The organism is Streptococcus sp. 3874, assembly GCF_013276425.1.
Taxonomy (GTDB): Bacteria; Bacillota; Bacilli; order Lactobacillales; family Streptococcaceae; genus Streptococcus; species Streptococcus pseudopneumoniae.
This window is the reverse complement of sequence record NZ_VMLA01000103.1, coordinates 1-21,332: the sequence shown is the minus strand read 5'-3', so window position 1 is coordinate 21,332 and position 21,332 is coordinate 1. Positions and strand designations below refer to the sequence as shown.

At 39.9% G+C, this 21,332-nt stretch carries 10 protein-coding genes and 4 pseudogenes; 11 read left to right on the top strand and 3 right to left on the bottom strand.

All coding sequences use genetic code 11. The annotated features are described in order from the left end of the window. The first annotated feature begins 16 nt into the window (after positions 1 to 16). The 3 genes and pseudogenes from HT703_RS11860 to HT703_RS09645 all read left to right on the top strand — a co-directional run bounded on the left by HT703_RS11860 (position 17) and on the right by HT703_RS09645 (position 1,786). On the top strand, positions 17 to 388 hold the full coding sequence (locus tag HT703_RS11860; protein ID WP_050223215.1) for a phosphoserine phosphatase: 372 nt from the start codon (positions 17 to 19) through the stop codon (positions 386 to 388). A 40-nt stretch (positions 389 to 428) separates the two neighbouring features. Continuing rightward, complete coding sequence (locus HT703_RS11855; RefSeq protein ID WP_345890291.1) at positions 429 to 662, top strand: HAD hydrolase family protein; 234 nt, start codon at positions 429 to 431, stop codon at positions 660 to 662. Between the two features lie 8 nt (positions 663 to 670). Further along, positions 671 to 1,786 (top strand): annotated as a pseudogene (locus HT703_RS09645) (glycerate kinase). Here the strand turns inward: HT703_RS09645 and HT703_RS09640 are convergent. Beyond that, positions 1,783 to 2,229: a DUF1694 domain-containing protein gene (locus tag HT703_RS09640; protein WP_000131108.1), complete on the bottom strand. Its 447-nt coding sequence runs from the start codon at positions 2,227 to 2,229 to the stop codon at positions 1,783 to 1,785. The pseudogene HT703_RS09645 and the gene HT703_RS09640 overlap by 4 nt on opposite strands. A 163-nt stretch (positions 2,230 to 2,392) precedes the next feature. On the opposite strand from HT703_RS09640, the gene eno reads away from it, so the two are divergent. Then, a complete protein-coding gene (gene eno / locus HT703_RS09635) occupies positions 2,393 to 3,697 on the top strand; it encodes a surface-displayed alpha-enolase (RefSeq protein ID WP_000022822.1) in 1,305 nt (434 codons plus the stop codon). 844 nt (positions 3,698 to 4,541) lie between these two features. Continuing rightward, positions 4,542 to 5,733, top strand: a pseudogene (locus HT703_RS09630) (group II intron reverse transcriptase/maturase). 83 nt (positions 5,734 to 5,816) lie between these two features. Here the strand turns inward: HT703_RS09630 and HT703_RS09625 are convergent. Next, positions 5,817 to 6,176 carry a tyrosine-type recombinase/integrase gene (locus tag HT703_RS09625; RefSeq protein WP_078929799.1) on the bottom strand — a complete coding sequence of 120 codons (360 nt, stop codon included), beginning with the start codon at positions 6,174 to 6,176 and terminating at the stop codon, positions 5,817 to 5,819. A gap of 105 nt (positions 6,177 to 6,281) precedes the next feature. Between HT703_RS09625 and HT703_RS09620 the strand changes: the two are divergent. From HT703_RS09620 to addA, 3 genes and pseudogenes are all read left to right on the top strand, one after another. Next, a pseudogene (locus tag HT703_RS09620) lies at positions 6,282 to 6,437 on the top strand (diacylglycerol kinase family lipid kinase); the annotation flags it as partial. A gap of 197 nt (positions 6,438 to 6,634) precedes the next feature. Continuing rightward, complete coding sequence (gene rexB / locus HT703_RS09615; protein WP_172930055.1) at positions 6,635 to 9,910, top strand: ATP-dependent nuclease subunit B; 3,276 nt, start codon at positions 6,635 to 6,637, stop codon at positions 9,908 to 9,910. Further along, the gene (addA, locus tag HT703_RS09610) at positions 9,907 to 13,557 is read left to right on the top strand and encodes a helicase-exonuclease AddAB subunit AddA (RefSeq protein ID WP_172930054.1); all 3,651 of its coding nucleotides are present in this window, start codon (positions 9,907 to 9,909) and stop codon (positions 13,555 to 13,557) included. Before rexB ends, addA begins: the two co-directional genes overlap by 4 nt. A 22-nt stretch (positions 13,558 to 13,579) precedes the next feature. On the opposite strand, the gene HT703_RS09605 is transcribed toward addA, so the two are convergent. Then, entirely contained in the window at positions 13,580 to 13,711 is a 132-nt protein-coding gene (locus HT703_RS09605; RefSeq protein WP_000692919.1) for a hypothetical protein, read from the bottom strand. 22 nt (positions 13,712 to 13,733) lie between these two features. Here HT703_RS09605 and HT703_RS09600 point away from each other — a divergent pair, with 22 nt between their 5' ends. The 3 genes and pseudogenes from HT703_RS09600 to HT703_RS09590 all read left to right on the top strand — a co-directional run bounded on the left by HT703_RS09600 (position 13,734) and on the right by HT703_RS09590 (position 21,167). Then, the gene (locus HT703_RS09600; protein WP_054393189.1) at positions 13,734 to 14,912 is read left to right on the top strand and encodes a hypothetical protein; all 1,179 of its coding nucleotides are present in this window, start codon (positions 13,734 to 13,736) and stop codon (positions 14,910 to 14,912) included. Between the two features lie 238 nt (positions 14,913 to 15,150). Next, a pseudogene (locus HT703_RS12035) lies at positions 15,151 to 15,852 on the top strand (YSIRK-type signal peptide-containing protein); the annotation flags it as partial. 671 nt (positions 15,853 to 16,523) lie between these two features. Further along, on the top strand, positions 16,524 to 21,167 hold the full coding sequence (locus tag HT703_RS09590) for a ZmpA/ZmpB/ZmpC family metallo-endopeptidase (protein ID WP_240150162.1): 4,644 nt from the start codon (positions 16,524 to 16,526) through the stop codon (positions 21,165 to 21,167). Positions 21,168 to 21,332 lie beyond the last annotated feature (165 nt).

Below are 21,332 nucleotides of genomic sequence, written 5' to 3'. Positions count from 1 at the left end.
TTAGAGAGGAGAACTGATGTCTCAAGTAAAAGGCTTGTGTGTTATGGATGTGGATGGAACCTTAATCCTAGAAGAAGTGATTGATTTGTTGGGAAGAAAGGTAGGTCGTGAGGAGGAAATTTCGCAGATTACAAGTCGGGCAATGCGAGGAGAGTGGGTCTTTGAAAGCAGTTTAAGAAAAAGAGTGTCCTTCTTGGAAGGTCTTCCTATTTTGGTATTTGATAACGTCTTCAACTCAATTCATCTATCGCTAAATGTCCCAGAGTTCATCTCTATTCCCCAAAAGAATGGCATCCTAGTTGGTTTGGTGTCTGGTGGATTTATACCAATAGTTGGAGAGATTAGCAAAATCCCTTGGTATTGCCTATTTCACTGCCAACTAGCTTGAAGTCAAAGAAGGTCTTTTAACAGGAAAATTAGTTGGACAAATTATAAGTCCCCAGGTCAAAAAAGAAACTCTGGAAAAATGGAGAAAGAAACTAAAACTTTCTAAAGAAAGAACGATTGCAATCGGTGACGGGGCCAATGATTTATTGATGTTGAGATCAGCAGGACTGGGAATCGCTTTTTGTGCCAAAGAAGTACTCAAAAAAGAAATACCACATCATGTTGACAAGAGGGATTTTTTAGAAGTTCTTCCTTTGATTGACTGTTTAGAATGAGGGAAAATATGAAGATTGTAATTGCACCGGATTCGTTTAAGGAAAGCTTGACAGCTCAACAGGTAGCTGAAGCAATAAAAAGAGGCTTCCAGTAATCGATAGCAGATGTAGAATGTCTCCTCTGCCCTGTTGGTGATGGGGGAGAAGGTACTGTAGATGCTATCCGACATTCTCTTGACCTAAAAGAAAAATGGATCCAAGTGACAGACCCTTTTGGACAAAAAGAAGCCATGCGCTATTTTCAAAAAAGTCAACTGGCACTATTTGAAGTAGCTGACTTGGTTAGTCTTGGAAAAATTCCGCTAGAGAAACGAAATCCACTTCAAATCCAAACTTGTGGTATCGGAGAGTTGATTCTCCATCTCATTTCTAAAGGGATTAAAGATATTTATATCGGTGTTGGTGGCACGGCCAGTAATGATGGAGGACTGGGGATTGCTGCTGGTTTAGGTTATCAATTTTATGATAGGGACGGAAATGTCTTGCCTGCTTCCGGTCAATCCTTATTAAACTTAGCTTCTGTTTCAACAGAAAATCGCTATAAAATTCCTGAAGGTGTTCAAATTCATATTTTATCAGATGTCGTGAGTCCCTTATGTGGTCATCAAGGTGCGACTTACACTTTTGGCAAGCAAAAAGGCCTAAATCTTACTATGTTTCCAGTCCTAGATCAAGCAATCCAAGACTTTTATGAAAAAGTCTCACCTGCAATATTGCAAATTAAAGGAGCAGGAGCTGGTGGAGGCATTGCTGGCGGTTTGTGTGCCTTTGCTCAGGCAAATATCGTGTCTGGAATTGATACCTGCTTGAACTTAATCAACTTTGATAAGAAAGTTTCAGATGCTGACTTGGTTGTTGTTGGAGAAGGAAGACTTGACAGTCAAAGCTTTGCTGGGAAAGCGCCTATAGGTGTTGCAAAAAGAACCCCTGTTGGAGTTCCTGTTATTGCTATTTGCGGTAGTCTTGCTGAAGATTTACCTCCCCTACCATTTGAAAATATCCAAGCTGTCTTTTCTATTTTGGAGAAAAGTGAACCTTTAGAAGATAGTTTGAAAAATGCCAGTCTCTATCTGGAGCACACGGCTGCCAATATTGGGCACTTATTAACTATGCGCAAGATTTAGCCAAACCATTTTTTCCATAAGGATGTTTTAGATGGTTCTTCCTTTTTAACTTCCCAAAGTTTTGGAAAAGCAAGTCGAAGATCCTTTTCTTCTACTTGAACGGGTGCATTGCTATGGATAACCAGACCGAAGGGAGAAGTAATATGCTCTTCAGATACTATGGTAGCTTGACTATCAGTTTCTTTTGCTTCTTTTAAGTAGAAAACTTGCTTGTCAAATTCGATAGTTGGTGAAATCTTCACAAATAGTGGCTCTGCTTTTTCCTGAAGGTTTTCTAAAATAGATAAAAATCCTTTTTCTAACTGAGGGCTATTTGCTGTATCAATATCTGCATATCCAAGAACTCTTTCCTCAAAAGTACCAAGATAGCGTCTTTGCTCATCCGGATTTAATTTTGCTCCACCATGAGCTTGTTCAAGTAATTGTTTTGATAAATCTGTCATGAAAACAGTATATCATAAAAGTTAGAATAAAACAGACAAAAGAAAGCGATTACTTTATAAAGTTAAGGAAAAGTTGCACAAAGATAACGTTTTTTCTTGAAAAAGGAGGGGTTTTAAGGTATTATAGAGGTGTAAAAAATTTAACTCATAAGGAGAGTAAAAAATGTCAATTATTACTGATGTTTACGCTCGCGAAGTCCTAGACTCACGCGGTAACCCAACACTTGAAGTAGAAGTTTACACTGAATCAGGTGCTTTCGGACGTGGTATGGTTCCATCAGGAGCTTCTACTGGTGAACACGAAGCAGTTGAACTTCGCGACGGTGACAAATCTCGTTACGGTGGTCTTGGTACACAAAAAGCTGTTGACAACGTAAACAACATCATTGCTGAAGCTATTATTGGCTACGATGTACGTGATCAACAAGCTATCGACCGTGCTATGATCGCTCTTGACGGTACTCCTAACAAAGGTAAATTGGGTGCAAACGCAATCCTTGGTGTGTCTATCGCTGTAGCTCGTGCTGCTGCTGACTACCTTGAAATCCCACTTTACAGCTACCTTGGTGGATTCAACACTAAAGTTCTTCCAACTCCAATGATGAACATCATCAACGGTGGTTCTCACTCTGACGCTCCAATCGCTTTCCAAGAATTCATGATCGTACCTGCTGGTGCGCCATCATTCAAAGAAGCTCTTCGTTGGGGTGCTGAAATCTTCCATGCTCTTAAGAAAATCCTTAAATCTCGTGGTTTGGAAACAGCCGTAGGTGACGAAGGTGGATTTGCTCCTCGTTTTGAAGGAACTGAAGATGGTGTTGAAACTATCCTTGCTGCGATTGAAGCTGCTGGATATGTACCAGGTAAAGACGTATTTATCGGATTTGACTGTGCTTCATCAGAATTCTACGATAAAGAACGTAAAGTTTACGACTACACTAAATTTGAAGGTGAAGGTGCTGCTGTTCGTACATCTGCAGAACAAATCGACTACCTTGAAGAATTGGTTAACAAATACCCAATCATCACTATTGAAGATGGTATGGATGAAAACGACTGGGATGGTTGGAAAGCTCTTACTGAACGTCTTGGTAAGAAAGTACAACTTGTTGGTGACGACTTCTTCGTAACAAACACTGACTACCTTGCACGTGGTATCCAAGAAGGTGCTGCTAACTCAATCCTTATCAAAGTTAACCAAATCGGTACTCTTACTGAAACTTTTGAAGCTATCGAAATGGCTAAAGAAGCTGGTTACACTGCCGTTGTATCACACCGTTCAGGTGAAACTGAAGATTCAACAATCGCTGACATCGCAGTTGCAACTAACGCAGGACAAATCAAGACTGGTTCACTTTCACGTACAGACCGTATCGCTAAATACAACCAATTGCTTCGCATCGAAGACCAACTTGGTGAAGTAGCAGAATACCGTGGATTGAAATCATTCTACAACTTGAAAAAATAAAGTAGTTCAGTAAACTATTTTATCCCGAACCTTGAAATTCAAAAGTTCGGCCGTTGATTTAACAACGTTTCTAGCCCCTCGGATTTTTTCCGAAGGGCTATTTTTGGTACGACGGGCATGTCGTGCATCTGAGGTGTAAGTCCTCGGTGGGCACCTGCTACCGGTGAACCCAATAGCGATTCCCAAGCCTGACTATCGTGAGGTAGCGGATTAAAACGGTCTGGGGATAGACCGTTTTAAGTCTGACACTGGAAATAAGAATCGTCAGAGGAAGGGATAGCGAAATCGTGGCTCTACGAACAGGAAGGTGATAGTAAGGCGTATATAGCGGATAAGGGGGTCAGAAACTCTAAAGTCCAAAAAGGTAGTCGTAACCTATATGCGTAAATCACGAGAGTAATTGAATTCGGACTAAGGTTTGTGTGAAAAAGATAAATCTTTCTAGAGTCTAAAGACTCTGCGTCAGATTTCCTATTTTCACTCTAACCTTTTAACGTCCTCATATCTTGTATAAACGAGGAAAGATGTAGGACTTATCCCGTGAGGTCTCATGAGCGCTGAAAGCGTAGTAACAAGGAATCATGAGAAGTCAGCCGAACCCATAGTAGTGAGGAAACTTCTGTAATGGAAGTGGAGCGAAGGGGTGAATACTCAAACAGTCTGGGGAGAGACTGTTTGAGGTCTGTCGCTAGAAAGAGAAAACGACAGATCGAAGTAATCCTACTTTACTTGTGTCTGTAAAACGAACGGTCTGATAGAACTGGACTCTGTCACGTATTGACTAGATGAAGGTTCACCAATATAAGATATCCCTCAGGCACCAAAACAAGAAAGGAATAGGCACATGTCAAAATTGCTAGATAAGATAGTATCACGCGAAAATATGCTGGAAGCTTACAATCAAGTAAAATCCAATAAGGGCTCAGCTGGGATTGATGGAATGACTATCGAAGAGATGGATGACTATCTCAGACAAAACTGGCGCTTGACTAAGGAGCTGATAAAACAGAGGAAATACAAACCTCAATCAGTCCTGCGAGTTGAAATCCCCCAACCCAATGGAGGTGTCCTTCAGCTTGGGATTCCGACAGTGATGGATAGGATAATCCAACAAGCCATTGTCCAAGCTCTTAGAGTACTTAAATGACGGCTATGAGTGGATAGTGGATATAGACCTAGAGAAATTTTTCGATAGGGTTCCTCAAGATAGATTGATGTCCTTAGTACATAATATTATCGAAGACGGAGATAGGGAATCCTTGATTCGTCAGTATCTTCATTCAGGTGTTATCATTAACGGTCAGCATCATAAAACGCTAGTTGGCACACCACAGGGAGGAAATGTATCTCCTCTCTTATCCAATATCATGCTTAATGAATTGGACAAGGAATTAGAAAAGAGGGGACTTCGATTTGTGCGCTACGCAGATGATTGTGTGATGACGGTCGGAAGCGAGGCAGCCGCTAAGCGTGTGATGTATTCAGTTAGTCGTTTTATTGAGAAACGGCTAGGTTTGAAAGTAAATATGACCAAGACTAAGATTACCAGACCAAGAGAGCTGAAATACTTAGGTTTTGGGTTCTGGAAATCATCATCTGGTTGGAAAAGTCGTCCACATCAAGATAGTGTTCGGAGATTTAAGTTTAAATTGAAGAAACTAACACAGAGGAAATGGAGTATAGACCTAACAAGACGTATTGAACAACTGAATTTGTCCATTCGAGGATGGATAAACTATTTCTCATTGGGAAATATGAAAAGTATTGTCACCAGCATAGATGAGCGCTTGCGTACTCGCCTACGAGTGATTATCTGGAAGCAATGGAAGAAGAAATCGAGACGACTATGGGGATTGCTTAAGTTAGGAGTTCCTAAATGGATAGCAGATAAGGTATCTGGCTGGGGTGACCATTATCAATTAGTAGCTCAGAAGTCGGTACTTAAACGTGCTATATCAAAACCAGTCCTTGAAAAACGTGGACTGGTTTCGTGTTTGGATTATTACCTTGAACGACATGCGTTAAAAGTTAGTTGAACCGCCGTATGCCGAACGGCACGTACGGTGGTGTGAGAGGGGCTAGAGATTATCTCCTACTCGATTTTGAGAGGCAAAACTTTTTAAAAAATCTTTTTCATAACTTTATCCAGTACATTGATTGCTTCATCTTTCATGTTCTTTGTGACGTGGGTGTAGATGTAAGTAGTGACTTCAGAGTCGGAATGACCAACCCCGTCCGTGATTGTTTTTAAAGGAATTTTATTTTCTGCTAAGATGCTAATAGTGGTGTGTCTGAAGATGTGAGGGGACAGATGTTTGGGAATTGGTTTTTTAAGGCGTTCGTTTGCTCGCTGGAGAGACTTGCTCAAGACGGAACTATGAACTGGTTTTCCTGTATTGGTAACAAAAATACGGTCGCTTTTGTGCCAATTCTTATCGGTTGTTTCTCTTAGACGATTTATAGTAGGTTGAAATAATATACGAACAGCTTGATTAGGGAAATCAAATTAATTTCTAGAAATATTTTAGCATCCACGGTGTACTATTCTAGTTTCAATTTACTATAGTTCAATCATTCTATCAAGAATATTGAATATATAAAAGCGCGTACTATTAAAATTTCTTCTGATATCGAATTAGAGTCGGATGTCGATGGCGATAAATCAGATAATCTACCAGTCGACATCAAGGTACTAGGACAACACATTGAAGTGTATTCCGTACCTAAGAAACAATCATAAAACTCAAAGCCTTGTTACCGAGGCTTTTTTTATTATGTGATTTTCAGTAGGCAGATTTATTCTATATACAAGTAAAGCTAAGTATTTAATATTTAGCAGATTATGAAGAAAAGAATGGATGGCCTAAATATTTTAACAGATTTACGAGACTAATCATGGTATAATATAGGGTAATGAAAAATTCCAACGAGGCAGAGATGAAATTACTTTATACTGATATTCGGACTTCTTTGACTGAAATTCTAACCAGAGAGGCGGAGGAGCTAGTTGTTGCTGGCAAGCGAGTCTTCTACATCGCTCCCAACTCTCTTTCTTTTGAAAAGGAACGCGCCGTGCTGGAATGCTTGTCCCAGCAGGCTTCTTTTGCGATTACCGTCACGCGCTTTGCTCAAATGGCTCGTTACCTAGTCTTGAATGACTTGCCTGCCAAGACTAGTCTAGATGACATCGGTCTTGGGATGGTCTTTTACAGATGCCTTGCAGAACTTGACCCCAAGGACTTGCGTGTTTATGGAGCTATCAAGCAGGATCCTCAATTTATCCAGCAGTTGATTGAATTGTACCACGAGATGACGACTGCTCAAATGAGTTTTTTGGACTTGGAGAGTTTGACGGATGAGGACAAGAGGGCCGATTTACTCTTGATTTTTGAGAAGGTAACGGCTTATCTCAATCAAAGCCAGTTGGCTCAGGGAAGTCAGTTGTCCCATTTGATTGAGGCTATCGAGAATAACAAGGTAAGTAGTGATTTCACTCAAATTGCCTTGGTTATTGACGACTTTACCCGTTTTTCTGCCGAAGAAGAGCGAATTGTGGACCTACTTCATGGCAAGGGAGTTGAGATTGTTATTGGGGCTTATGCTAGTAAGAAAGCTTATGCCAGTCCTTTTAGCGAGGGCAATCTCTACCAAGCCAGTGTGGAGTTTCTCCATCATCTAACCTCTAAATACCAAACACCTGCTCAGGACTATTCTAAAACTCATGAGAAGATGGATAGTTTTGACAAGGCCTCTCGTTTGCTGGAGACCTCTTATGACTTTTCAGAATTAACATTGGATGTCGATGAGAAGTACCGTGAAAACTTACAAATCTGGTCTTGTTTGACGCAAAAGGAAGAGTTGGAGTTGGTAGCCCGTAGCATCCGTCAGAAATTACATGAGAACTCAGACCTGAGTTACAAGCATTTTCGTATTCTCTTGGGGGATGTAGCGTCTTATCAATTATCTCTTAAAACTATTTTTGACCAGTATCAGATTCCTTTCTATCTTGGTAGAAGCGAATCCATGGCGCACCACCCTTTGACACAGTTTGTAGAGTCTATTTTGGCTTTAAAACGCTATCGTTTTCGTCAGGAAGATTTGATTAATCTCCTCAGAACAGGTTTGTATACCGACCTTAGTCAGGCTGATATTGATGCTTTTGAGCAATATATCCGCTATCTTGGTATCAATGGCTTGCCATCCTTTCAGCAAACCTTTACCAAGTCCCACCATGGGAAATTTAGTCTTGAGCGTTTGAATGCCCTTCGTCTGCGTATTTTAACACCGCTTGAAACCCTCTTTGCTAGTCGAAAACAAAAGGCTGAAAATCTCTTGCAAAAGTGGAACTCTTTTCTAAAAGAAGGAGTTGTGACCAAGCAGTTACAAGATTTGACAGCAACTATGGAAGCTGTAGAACAGGAAAGACAAGCCGAAGTTTGGAAGGCCTTTTGCCATATTTTAGAACAATTTGCGACTGTTTTTGCTGGTTCACAGGTTAGTCTGGAGGATTTCTTGGCCTTGCTTCATTCTGGAATGAGTCTATCTCAATACCGTACCATTCCAGCGACAGTGAACACCGTTCTGGTGCAGAGTTACGATTTGATTGCACCACTGACTGCTGACTTTGTCTATGCCATTGGGCTGACTCAGGACAATTTACCAAAAATCGCGCAAAATACCAGTCTTTTGACAGATGAAGAAAGACAAAACATAAACCAAGCGACCGAAGAAGGCGTTCAATTACTGATTGCCGGCAGTGAAAATCTCAAGAAAAATCGCTACACTATGCTTTCTTTGGTCAATTCTGCCCGTAAGCAATTAGTTTTGTCGGCTCCAAGCCTTTTTAATGAAAGTGAAAGCAAGGAGTCAGCCTATCTTCAAGAACTAGTCCATTTTGGATTTAGGCGGAGAGAGAAGAGGTTGAATCACAAATGGCTGTCTAAGGAAGATATGGGGTCCTATCACAGTCTTTTGTCTAGTCTGGTTGCCTATCACCAGCAGGGCGAGACGAGTGATAGGGAGCAAGATTTGACCTTTGTCAAGGTTCTGGCACGTGTCATGGGTAAAAAACTAGACCAAAGAGGCCTTGCAAATCCTGCCCTTCCAACAAGTCCAAGCAGCAAGCCCTTGACCAAGGATACCTTGCAGGCTCTTTATCCTGCTGATCAGGAGTTTTACCTGTCTACCTCTGGTTTGACGGAGTTTTATCGCAATGAATACAGTTATTTTCTTCGCTACGTTTTAGGCTTGCAAGAAGAATTACGCCTGCGTCCTGATGCCCGCAGTCACGGAAATTTCTTGCACCGCATTTTTGAACGTGCCTTGCAGTTGCCTGACGAAGATTCCTTTGACCAACGTTTGGAACAGGCTATCCAAGAAACCAGTCAGGAACGGGAATTTGAGGCTATTTATCAGGAAAGTTTGGAAGCCCAGTTTACAAAGGAAGTTTTGCTTGATGTGGCACGGACGACTGGCCACATTCTCCGTCACAATCCAGCTATTGAAACCATCAAAGAAGAGGCAAATTTCGGTGGGAAAGAGCAGGCCTTTATTCAATTGGACAATGGACGCAGTGTCTTTGTACGAGGCAAGGTTGACCGCATTGACCGATTGAAAGCTGATGGGGCGATAGGAGTAGTAGACTACAAGTCTAGTCTGACCCAGTTCCAATTTCCTCATTTCTTTAATGGTCTTAATTCCCAACTGCCAACCTACCTAGCTGCCCTAAAAAGAGAGGGGGAGCAGAACTTTTTCGGTGCCATGTACTTGGAAATGGCTGAACCTGTTCAATCTCTGTTGACCGTTAAGAATTTGGCAGGTGCAGTAGTAGAAGCCAGCAAGTCTATGAAATACCAAGGACTCTTTTTAGAAAAAGAAAGCAGTCATTTGGGCGAATTTTACAATAAAAACAAGTCTAATCAGCTGACAGATGAGGAATTCCAGCTCCTACTGGACTACAATGCCCATCTTTACAAGAAAGCAGCTGAGAAGATTTTAACAGGCCAGTTCGCCATTAATCCTTATACCGAAAATGGCAGAAGCATTGCCCCCTACGTCCAGCAACATCAATCCATCACAGGTTTTGAAGCCAATTACCACTTGGGTCAAGCCCGTTTCCTAGAAAAGTTGGATCTAGCTGATGGCAAGCGTCTGGTCGGAGAAAAACTCAAGCAAGATTGGTTTGAAAAAATAAGAGAGGAGTTGAATCGATGAAGCCTATTCCCTTTTTAACTGAGGAGGAAATTCAAAAACTGCAAGAAGCAGAAGCAAATTCGAGCAAGGAACAAAAGAAAACTGCCGAGCAAATCGAAGCTATCTACACTTCTGGTCAAAATATCCTTGTCTCAGCGTCGGCTGGTTCTGGTAAGACTTTTGTCATGGCCGAGCGTATTCTGGACCAATTGGCGCGTGGTGTCGAAATTTCTCAACTCTTTATCTCAACCTTTACCGTCAAGGCTGCGACTGAACTCAAAGAACGCTTGGAGAAAAAAATCAGCCAACAAATCCAAGAAAGCGATGACGTTGACCTCAAACAACACTTGGGTCGCCAGTTGGCAGACCTACCCAACGCAGCCATCGGAACCATGGACTCTTTTACACAAAAATTCCTTGGTAAACATGGCTATTTGCTTGATATTGCGCCTAATTTCCGTATTTTACAAAACCAAAGCGAGCAACTCCTTCTAAAAAACGAAGTCTTCCACGAGGTCTTTGAAGTCCATTACCAAGGTAAGCAGAAAGAGACCTTTAGTCATTTGCTGAAAAACTTTGTTGGACGTGGAAAAGATGAACGGGGGCTGCGCCAGCAAGTCTATAAAATTTATGACTTCCTCCAATCCACCAGTAATCCTCAAAAGTGGCTGAGTGAATCTTTCCTCAAAGGTTTTGAAGAGGTTGATTTTACCAATGAAAAAGAAAAACTGACTGAGCAAATCAAACAAGCCCTTTGGGATTTGGAAAGCTTTTTCCGTTATCATCTGGATAACGATGCCAAGGAGTTTGCAAAGGCTGCCTATTTAGAAAATGTTCAGTTGATTCTGGATGAAATTGGCTCCTTAAATCAAGAGTCCGATAGTAAGGCTTTTCAATCAGTGCTTGCGCGTGTTGTCGCAATTTCGAAAGAGAAAAACGGCCGGGCTCTGACCAATGCGAGTCGTAAGGCTGATTTGAAGCCACTGGCCGATGCCTACAACGAAGAGAGAAAGTCCCAGTTTGCTAAACTAGGACAACTGTCAGACCAGATAACGATTCTCGACTATCAAGAACGTTATCATGGAGACACTTGGAAACTAGCTAAAACCTTCCAAGCCTTCATGGGTGATTTTGTGGAGGCTTATCGTCAGCGTAAACGTCAGGAAAATGCCTTTGAATTCGCTGATATCAGCCATTACACCATTGAGATTTTAGAGAAATTCCCGCAAGTCCGTGAAGCTTATCAGGAGCGTTTCCACGAAGTCATGGTCGATGAGTATCAGGATACCAACCATATTCAAGAACGAATGCTGGAATTGCTGTCTAATGGCCACAATCGCTTTATGGTGGGGGATATCAAGCAATCTATCTACCGTTTCCGTCAGGCAGATCCGCAGATTTTCAATGAGAAATTCCAACGCTATGCGCAAAATCCCCAAGAAGGCAAGCTCATTCTCCTCAAGGAAAATTTCCGAAGTAGTTCAGAAGTGCTGTCAGCAACCAATGATGTCTTTGAACGTCTCATGGACCAAGAGGTCGGCGAAATCAACTATGATAACATGCACCAGCTTGTTTTTGCCAATACCAAACTGACTCCTAATCCAGACAACAAGGCAGAATTTCTACTCTACGACAAGGACGACTCTGGTGAGGAAGAAGAGAGTCAAACAGAAACGAAACTAACAGGCGAAATGCGCTTAGTTATCAAGGAAATCCTTAAACTTCATCAGGAACAAGGTGTTGCCTTTAAGGAAATCGCCCTTCTGACCTCCAGCCGCAGTCGTAATGACCAGATTCTTCTCGCCCTGTCTGAGTATGGGATCCCTGTCAAAACTGATGGAGAGCAAAACAATTATCTCCAATCTCTAGAAGTGCAAGTCATGCTAGACACCCTTCGTGTCATTCACAATCCTCTTCAAGACTATGCCTTGGTTGCCCTTATGAAGTCTCCTATGTTTGGCTTTGATGAGGACGAGTTAGCACGTTTATCTCTTCAGAAAGCAGAGGATAAAGCCTACGAAAATCTCTATGAGAAACTGGTCAATGCTCAAAAACAGGTAAGTAGCCAAAAAGTCTTGATTCACTCAGCTCTAGCTGAGAAACTAAACCAATTCATGGATATCTTGGCTTCTTGGCGCCTGTATGCCAAAACCCACTCTCTCTATGACTTGATTTGGAGGATTTACAACGACCGTTTTTATTATGATTATGTTGGAGCTTTGCCAAATGGTCCTGCTAGACAGGCCAATCTCTATGCCCTAGCTCTGCGAGCTGACCAGTTTGAAAAGAGTAATTTCAAAGGCTTGTCTCGTTTTATTGGTATGATTAACCAAGTTTTAGAAGCCCAGCACGATCTTGCAAGCGTGGCCGTCGCACCGCCAAAAGATGCAGTGGAGCTCATGACTATCCACAAGAGTAAAGGGCTAGAGTTTCCTTACGTCTTTATTCTCAATATGGATCAAGATTTCAACAAGCAAGACTCTATGTCAGAAGTCATTCTCAGCCGTAAAAACGGTCTAGGTGTCAAGTATATTGCCAAAATGGAGACTGGAGCAGTGGAAGATCACTATCCTAAAACCATCAAACTCTCCATTCCTAGCCTGACCTATAGGCAGAACGAAGAGGAATTACAGCTAGCAAGCTATTCAGAGCAGATGCGTCTCCTTTATGTTGCCATGACGAGGGCTGAGAAAAAACTCTATCTTGTCGGCAAGGGTTCTCGTGAAAAGCTGGAAGCCAAGGAATACCCAGCAGCTAAAAATGGAAAACTAAATAGCAACACTAGACTTCAAGGCAAGAATTTCCAAGATTGGATTTGGGCTATCAGTAAAGTGTTTACTAAGGACAATCTCAACTTTAGTTATCGTTTTGTTGGAGAAGATCAGTTGACTAGAGAAGCCATCGGAGAGTTGGAAACCAGGAGTCCACTCCAAGATAGCTCCCAAGCAGACAATCGTCAATCAGATACCATCAAAGAAGCCCTTGAAATGCTGAAAGAAGTGGAAATTTATAATACTCTTCACCGCGCAGCCATTGAACTTCCTAGTGTTCAAACCCCAAGTCAAATCAAGAAATTCTACGAACCTGTTATGGATATGGAAGGTGTCGAGATTGCAGGTCAAGGCCAGTCAGTAGACAAGAAAATTAGTTTTGATTTACCAGATTTTTCAAGCAAAGAAAAGATAACAGGAGCTGAGATTGGTAGTGCTACCCACGAACTCATGCAGAGAATGGATCTCAGCCAGAGACCAACGCTTGCTAGCCTAACAGAAACACTCAAACAAGTTCAAACTAGCCAAGCTGTCAGAGACAAGATTAATCTTGATAAAATTCTTGCTTTCTTTGACACAGCACTCGGTCAGGAAATTATCGCTAATACCAACCATCTTTATCGCGAGCAACCTTTCTCCATGCTCAAACGAGACCAAAAGAGTCAGGAAGACTTTGTTGTCCGTGGAATCTTGGACGGCTATCTGCTTTATGAGGATAGAATCGTTCTGTTCGACTACAAGACAGACCGCTATGATGAACCAAGTCAACTCGTAGACCGCTATCGTGGTCAGTTAGCTCTATACGAAGAGGCTTTATCACGAGCCTATTCGATTGAAAATATTGAAAAATACTTGATTTTACTCGGTAAAGACGAGGTTCAAGTTGTAAAAGTATAATTTATACTCTTCGAAAATCTCTTCAAACCACGTCAGCTTCATCTGCAACCTCAAAACTGTGTTTTGAGCTGACTTCGTCAGTCTTATCTACAACCTCAAAGCTGTGTTTTAAGCAGCCTGCGGCTAGCTTCCTAGTTTGCTCTTTGATTTTCATTGAATATTAGAAAGGAGACCTCATGACACTTCCAGTTAGAAAATCCCTGTATGATGCAGTTTTACAGGCTTCAAAAGCGGATACTTGGGAACAAGCTACCAAGGAATGGAATGAAGTTTCCTTGATTTTTAACGGTATTGGCCGTAGCAATTGTGTCTGTGGAAATGCCATCAAGTACGCCTACGAACTCTTTAACGGTGTCACAGGTCAACGCCTCTTTCCAATTGGTAGCGACTGTGTTCGTCATTTTCATCGATTGTCCCTTGACCAGCAACTGGAAGAGGAAGAAAAACTGCTCAGAAAGGTTGAAAATCTGACCAGAAAAGCCCATAAAAAGGAGAAAATCAAGGTCAATAAAAGTGACTTTGACGAGCGACTTTTAAAATGGCTCTGGGAAAAAGATGTTTTCAAACCCAATCGTGGCAATCAATTTGCACCTGAGAGAGACTACCAGCTTTTCCTAGAAGTCTTTCAAGGAGGAAGTTGGACCAAGGCGGAGCCAAAGAAAAAAGCTCGGATGGAAGAAGTCCTTGAAAAGTGTATCAAGCCCTTTTTACTTGGAAAACCAGATGACCAACTCTACCTTGTCAAGCTAGGCAAGGAGAAAATTGACTACGAACAAGAACTTCGTATCCAGGCAGAGAAAGAACGCAAGAAGAGGGATAAAATCGCCAAGCAATATGCAGACAATCTGGTTCTAGCCATGGGACCCGCAGAGCGTGCTTATCAAGATTACTTTGGCTTTACAGAGACCCTGACTCAAGAAGAACGCAAGTGGGAGAAAATTCTTTTTGGTAAAAATCGGACAGAACGGGCTATCAAGGCCAAACAATACCAAAAAGAGCTGGAAAAAGACCAACGAATTGCTAGTCAGGATCCAATTGAAAGAAAGCAGAAGCAGACCTGGCTCCTCAATTCCTATTTTCGTGAGCTTCCTGAAGAAAAAGCCCGCTTTGCTCGGCTCTTATTAGAATATCGAAAAAGTGGAGAAGTGCCTTTTTCAACTGAATACTTATCAGACCATCTGCTAGACTTTTTCTATAAAATGAAAGCCTTTGAGTTTGAAATCGCACCAGAACAAGTCCGAGACTTTTTAAAAGAAAGCCTTCAGACAGAACATCTATCCTCAGCACAAGAAAGCTGGATAGAAGGAGTTCTCCTCAACTGCATCAAACCATTTTTAGAACGATTAGTGATATGAGTAACACCTGCCGTGGAAATTTCATGGTAGGTTACATTTTATCCAAAAAATAATAGGGAATTGCAAAACTACTACTTGGTATTTTATATATAAAAAAAGTATGAAAACGCAACTCAATTTTAAGACTTTTTGCTAAATAAAGAGTATAATTAAAGTATGTTCCCTTTTTTATAGATAGTACACTAATATAAAAAAGTTAGGCTTACATATTTTTAAAATTTTATTTCAAGGAGGAATAATGGAAAAGTATTTTGGTGAAAAACAAGAACGTTTTTCATTTAGAAAATTATCAGTAGGACTTGTATCTGCAACGATTTCGAGTTTATTTTTTATGTCTGTATTAGCTAGTTCATCTGTGGCTGCTCAAGAGACTAAAGGTGTTCACTACAAATATGTGACAGAGTCAGAGCTATCATCAGAAGAAAAGAAGCAGCTTGTATATGATATTCCGACATACGTGGAGAATGATGATGAGACTTATTATCTTGTTTATAAGTTAAATTCTCAAAATCAACTGGCGGAATTACCAAATACTGGAAGCAAGAATGAGATGCAAGCCTTAGTTGCTGGTGCTAGTTTAGCAGCTCTGGGGATTTTAGTTTTTGCTGTTTCCAAGAAAAAAATTAAGAATAAAACGGTATTACATTTAGTATTGGTTGCAGGGATAGGAAACGGTATCCTAGTATCAGCCCATGCTTTAGAAAATAATCTTTTACTGAATTACAATACTGACTATGAGTTGACCTCTGGAGAAAAATTACCTCTTCCTAAAGATATTTCAGGTTACACTTATATTGGATATATCAAAGAGGGAAAAACGACTTCTGATTCTAAGGTAAGTAATCAAGAGAAATCAGTAGCCACTCCAATAGATCAACAAAAGGTAGATTATACGATTGCACCGAATTTTATAGAGAATCCATCAAAAATACAAGTGATTAACGGACAGTATGAGGCTGTTCCAGAATTTAGGGATGGACAAGTTGGAACTGTAGCTACAGAGTCCGCTGAAACTAAAGCTGATACATTATCTAGTGATATGAACTCAGAAGTGGAAAGTCACTCTACACCTCCAACCGTAGATTCTTCTCAGAACGGAGAGAATCTTGGAAAACAGAAAGAAGATGCAACTCCAGTCGAGAAGCCAAAAGAAGTTGAAGAAACAAACAAACCTGAAAAAGATGAGTCAAAAGACGAAACTTCAACAAAACCTGAAAATTCTGGTAATGCAATAACAGAAGAGAATGGGCAAACAGTACCAACTGAATCTAATCAAGGTGATACAAATAAAGTTGGAGAGTCAAATAAACCAGAAAATAATGACTCCAAAAATGAAACTTCAGAAAAAACTGTAGAAGAAGTTCCAGTAAATCCAACAGAAGGCTCTACAGAAGGAACCTCAAATCAAGGAACAGAAAATCCAGTTCAATCTGCAGAAGAATCAACAACGAATTCAGAGAAGATGCAACTCCTAAGTCAGGAGAAAAATCAGGAGAGACTAAAGAAGAATCTACAGACGCTTCAGAAGTTCCTTCTGCAACTCCAGTCGAGAAACCGAAAGAAACTGATAAGGTCAAAGAAGAGGGTTCACTAGAATCAAATGTTTCTAAAATGGAAACCCCCAACACAGAAGACGCTTCGGAAGGGAATACTTCATCTACAATGAGCAGTCCTCAGACGGATGAAGAATCCAAGATAAATGCTCCAAAGGATGAGCTTCCTAAGACAGAACTGGAGGAAAGTGAACATCCTAATAGTAGTAATGTAGCTACAGAGTCCACTGAAACTAAAGCTGATACATTATCTAGTGATATGAACTCAGAAGTGGAAAGTCACTCTACACCTCCAACCGTAGATTCTTCTCAAAACGGAGAGAATCTTGGAAAACAAGGAGAAGATGCAACTCCTAAGCCAGGAGAAAACTCAGGAGAGACTAAAGAAGAATCCACAGACGCTTCAGAAGTTCATTCTGCAACTCCAGTCGAGAAGCCGAAAGAACAAGAACCAGAAAAAACTGTAGAAGAAGTTCCAGTAAATCCAACAGAAGTCACTACAGAAGGAACCTCAAATCAAGGAGTAGAAAATCCAGTTCAATCTGCAGAAGAATCAACAACGAATTCAGAGAATGTATCACCAGATACATCTAAAGAAAATACTGGGGAAGTGTCCAGTATTCCTAGTGATTCGACAACCTCAGTTGAAGAAACAAACAAACCTGAAAATTCTGCTCATCCAATAACAGAGAGCGGACAAACAGAACCAGAACAATCAAACGGAAATTCAACTGAGGATGTTTCAAGCGAATCAAACACAGCCAATTCAAATGGAAACGAAGAAATTAAACAAGAAAATGAAGTAGAACCTGATAAAAAAGTAGAAGTTCAAGAGAAAACAATAGAACTAAGAAGTGTTTCTGATGTGGAGCTCTATAGTTATGAAGATAATCAATCAAAACAACATACAAGTTTGGATAAAGTACCAGATAATAAATCTGCTTATTTCATTAAGGTGAAGTCAGCTAAATTTAAAGATGTACTGCTTCCAGTTTCAAACATTGAGGATACTACAAAAGATGGCAAACCAGTCTATAAAATCACAGCTAGATTGGAACACTTGAAGCAATCTGTAGACAATCAATACCAAGACAATTTTACATATTATCTTCCAAAACTTGTTCAAAATGATGGCCCTATCTACACATCATTTAAAAAATTAATAACTGATATGAATAGTAGACCAAGTGGAACATTCACACTTGGTGCAACAATGAATGCTCGCGAGTTTGAGTTAAATGAAAACCAAGAAAGTTATGTTACAAATAACTTTACAGGGACATTGATTGGTAGTCATCAAGGTAAACATTATGCTATCTATAATTTGAAAAAGCCATTATTCAATACATTAAATAGAGCTACTGTTAAGGATCTCACCTTAAAAGATGTTAATATTTCTGGTAAGAATCATGTCGCATCAGTTGCTAAGGAAGCCACAAATTCTTCAACTTTAGATAACGTTCACGCAAATGGAATCATTGCTGGTGAGCTAGGTATCGGAGGACTTGTCCAAAAAGTTGATAATTCTACAGTAAGAAATAGTAGCTTCACCGGAAGAATAACAAATACCTTTGTTACAAAGTCTCAGTATGCAATTGGTGGCTTAGTAGGACAATTAACTGGATCTAATTCTGTAGTAGATCATTCTATTTCAACAGTAACCATTTCAAGTAATGGAGAACATTCTAATCAAACAATTGGTGGAATTGCAGGTATCGTAGAAAATAATGCAACTGTAAAAAATAGTTATGCTGAAGGTGAAATAAATAATGCTAAACCATTCGCTAGAGTTGGTGGAGTTGCAGGTTCCCTTTGGACAAATGGCTCTAGCACGGAGGACAATTCTGGGATTCTACAAAATGTCCTAAGCGATATGAATATTACAAATGGGAATGCGATTTCTGGTTACCACTTCAATGGTATGAAGAAAACAGCAGTTTACAGTAATAAAGACAATAAGGTAGTTAATGTTCAAGCAGTTGGAGATGAGGTAATGTCAGTTGATTCCACTGTAGAACGTGGTACTGAGATTGAAAAAGAAGCAGTTCAAGCCAAGAAAGACCAGATTACTACAAAGAAAACTATAACCGTGGAAGATTTCACAAATTCTGCTAAACAGGATGTAGATTATACCAAGGCCACTCATTATCAAGCGGCAAGAGAAGTTGCATATAAAAATATAGAAAAATTATTGCCTTTCTATAATGGAGACACCATTGTGAAGTATGGAAATCAATTGTCAGCTGATAATAATCTATTTAAGAAAGAATTGTTATCTGTTGTCGCTATGAAAAATGAGGAAGTGGTTTCAGATATTACTTCAGACAAGCACTCTATCAATCACTTATTACTACATTACAAAGATGGAACATCTGAGAAAGTAAACGTAACCTACCATAGTGATTTTGCAAATCTGGCTGAGTATACTATTGGAACTACAGGTCTAGTATACACACCAAATGCTTTCCTAAAAGATTATTCATCTATAATAGACAGAGTTAAAAACGACTTAAATACAGTGCAGTATAATCCATCTGCTCTTAAGAATTTGTTAGGAATCTCTGATAATGTTAAATTAACAGAACTCTATCTAGATGAACAATTCGCTAAAACCAAAGAGCACTTGACTGAGACTCTTAAAAAATTACTTTCAGCTGATGCTGCTGTTACTGGAAATAATAGTGCTATTGACAATTACATGGTTGATAAAATCAAGCGAAACAAAGAAGCCTTGATGCTAGGATTAACCTATCTAGAACGCTGGTATGATTTCAAATTTGATAAGGCTAGCGCAAAAGATTTGCTTATGTTCCATATGGATTTCTTTGGTAAGGGAAATACCTCTCCGCTAGATACAATTATTGAACTAGGTAAATCTGGCTACAACAATCTCTTGGCAAAAAATAATGTGGTTACTTACAATGCCTTGCTGACGAATAACTACGGTACAAAAGACCTGTTTAGTGCTTTAGAAGGCTATCGTAAAGCATTTGCACCTACTCAAACTAACAATGACTGGTTTAAATCACAGACCAAGGCTTATATCGTTGAAGAAAAATCTAATATTCCAGAAGTGAGGGCTAACCAGGAAAAAGCTGGTAGCAAGTACTCTATCGGTGTCTATGATCGAATCACTAGCGACAGCTGGAAATATCGTAACATGGTACTACCTCTACTTACCTTGCCAGAAAAATCAGTATTTGTCATTTCAACTATCTCTAGTCTAGGCTTTGGTGCTTATGATCGTTATCGCAATAGTGACTATAAGGCTGGTGATAAGCTCAATAAGTTTGTTGAAAAGAGTGCTCACGAAACAGCAGAGCGTCAACGAGATCACTATGATTATTGGTATCGTATTCTAGATGAAAAAGGGCGTGAAAAGCTTTATCGAAATATCTTGCTTTATGATGCCTATAAATTTGGAAATGATAATACTGAAGGAAAGGCTAAAAAAGTAGCAGATTTTGATGATCCAAATCCTGCTATGAAACATTTCTTTGGACCTGTTGGAAATAATGTTGGACATAATCAACACGGTGCTTATGCTACAGGGGATGCCGTTTATTATATGGGTTATCGTATGTTGGATAAGGATGGAGCTATCACTTATACTCATGAAATGACGCACGATTCAGATCAGGACATTTATCTTGGAGGATATGGTCGAAGAAGTGGTTTGGGACCAGAGTTCTTCGCCAAAGGCTTATTACAAGCGCCAGACCATCCAAATGACGCAACCATCACCATCAACTCGATCTTGAAACATTCAAAATCTGATAGTACAGAAGGACAACGATTACAAGTACTTGATCCAACCACGAGATTTAAAGACGCAACAGATCTTCAGAACTACGTCCACAATATGTTCGATGTCGTTTACATGTTGGAATATCTCGAAGGAAAATCTATTACAGAGAACCTTACCAATTATCAGAAAATGGAAGCTCTTAGAAAAATTGAGAACAAGTATGTAGAAGATCGTGAAGATGGAAATAAGGTTTACGCAACAAATGTAGTCAAAGATTTGACAGTAGAAGATGCTAAAAAACTGACAAGCTTTGAGAGTTTGATTGATAATAACATCCTTTCAGCTCGTGAATACAAGTCTAAAGAATACGAAAGAAATGGCTACTTCACTATTAAGTTATTTGCACCAATTTATGCAGCATTAAGTAGTGATATAGGAACACCAGGTGACCTGATGGGACGTCGTATAGCCTATGAACTACTAGCTGCTAAAGGCTTTAAAGATGGTATGGTACCATATATCTCAAACCAATACGAAGAAGAAGCCAAACAAAATGGTAAAAAGATAACTATTTATGGTAAAGAACGCGGATTGGTGACAGATGACTTGGTTTTGAAAAAGGTATTTAACGGTCAATATAAAACTTGGACAGAATTCAAGAAAGCTATGTACAAAGAACGCCAAGATAAGTTTGGACAATTAAATACAGTGTCATTTAAGGATCCATCAATTCCTTGGTATATTCGCGAAACAAAAACTATCAATAGCGTGACTGAATTACAGAAATTAATGGATGAAGCTGTTCGTAAGGATGCAGAAGATAATCGTTATTCTTGGTATAACTATAATCCAGAATATGATAGTGCGGTTCATAAGTTGAAGAGAGCAATCTTTAAAGCCTATCTTGACCAAACCGATGATTTTAGAAGTTCAATTTTTGAGAATAAAAAATAGTGTTTACTATTAGGAAATAAAAAGTGAATGTAGAGAATTAGAATTGTCATTATTAAAAAAGATAAATTTTCCATTCGGAAAATAAAATGTATTGTTGGTTCGGTGTTACTCGGAAGTGTCTTGGTTGCACCGTAACCGTCCAATAGCGAAGTATATTGAAAAATC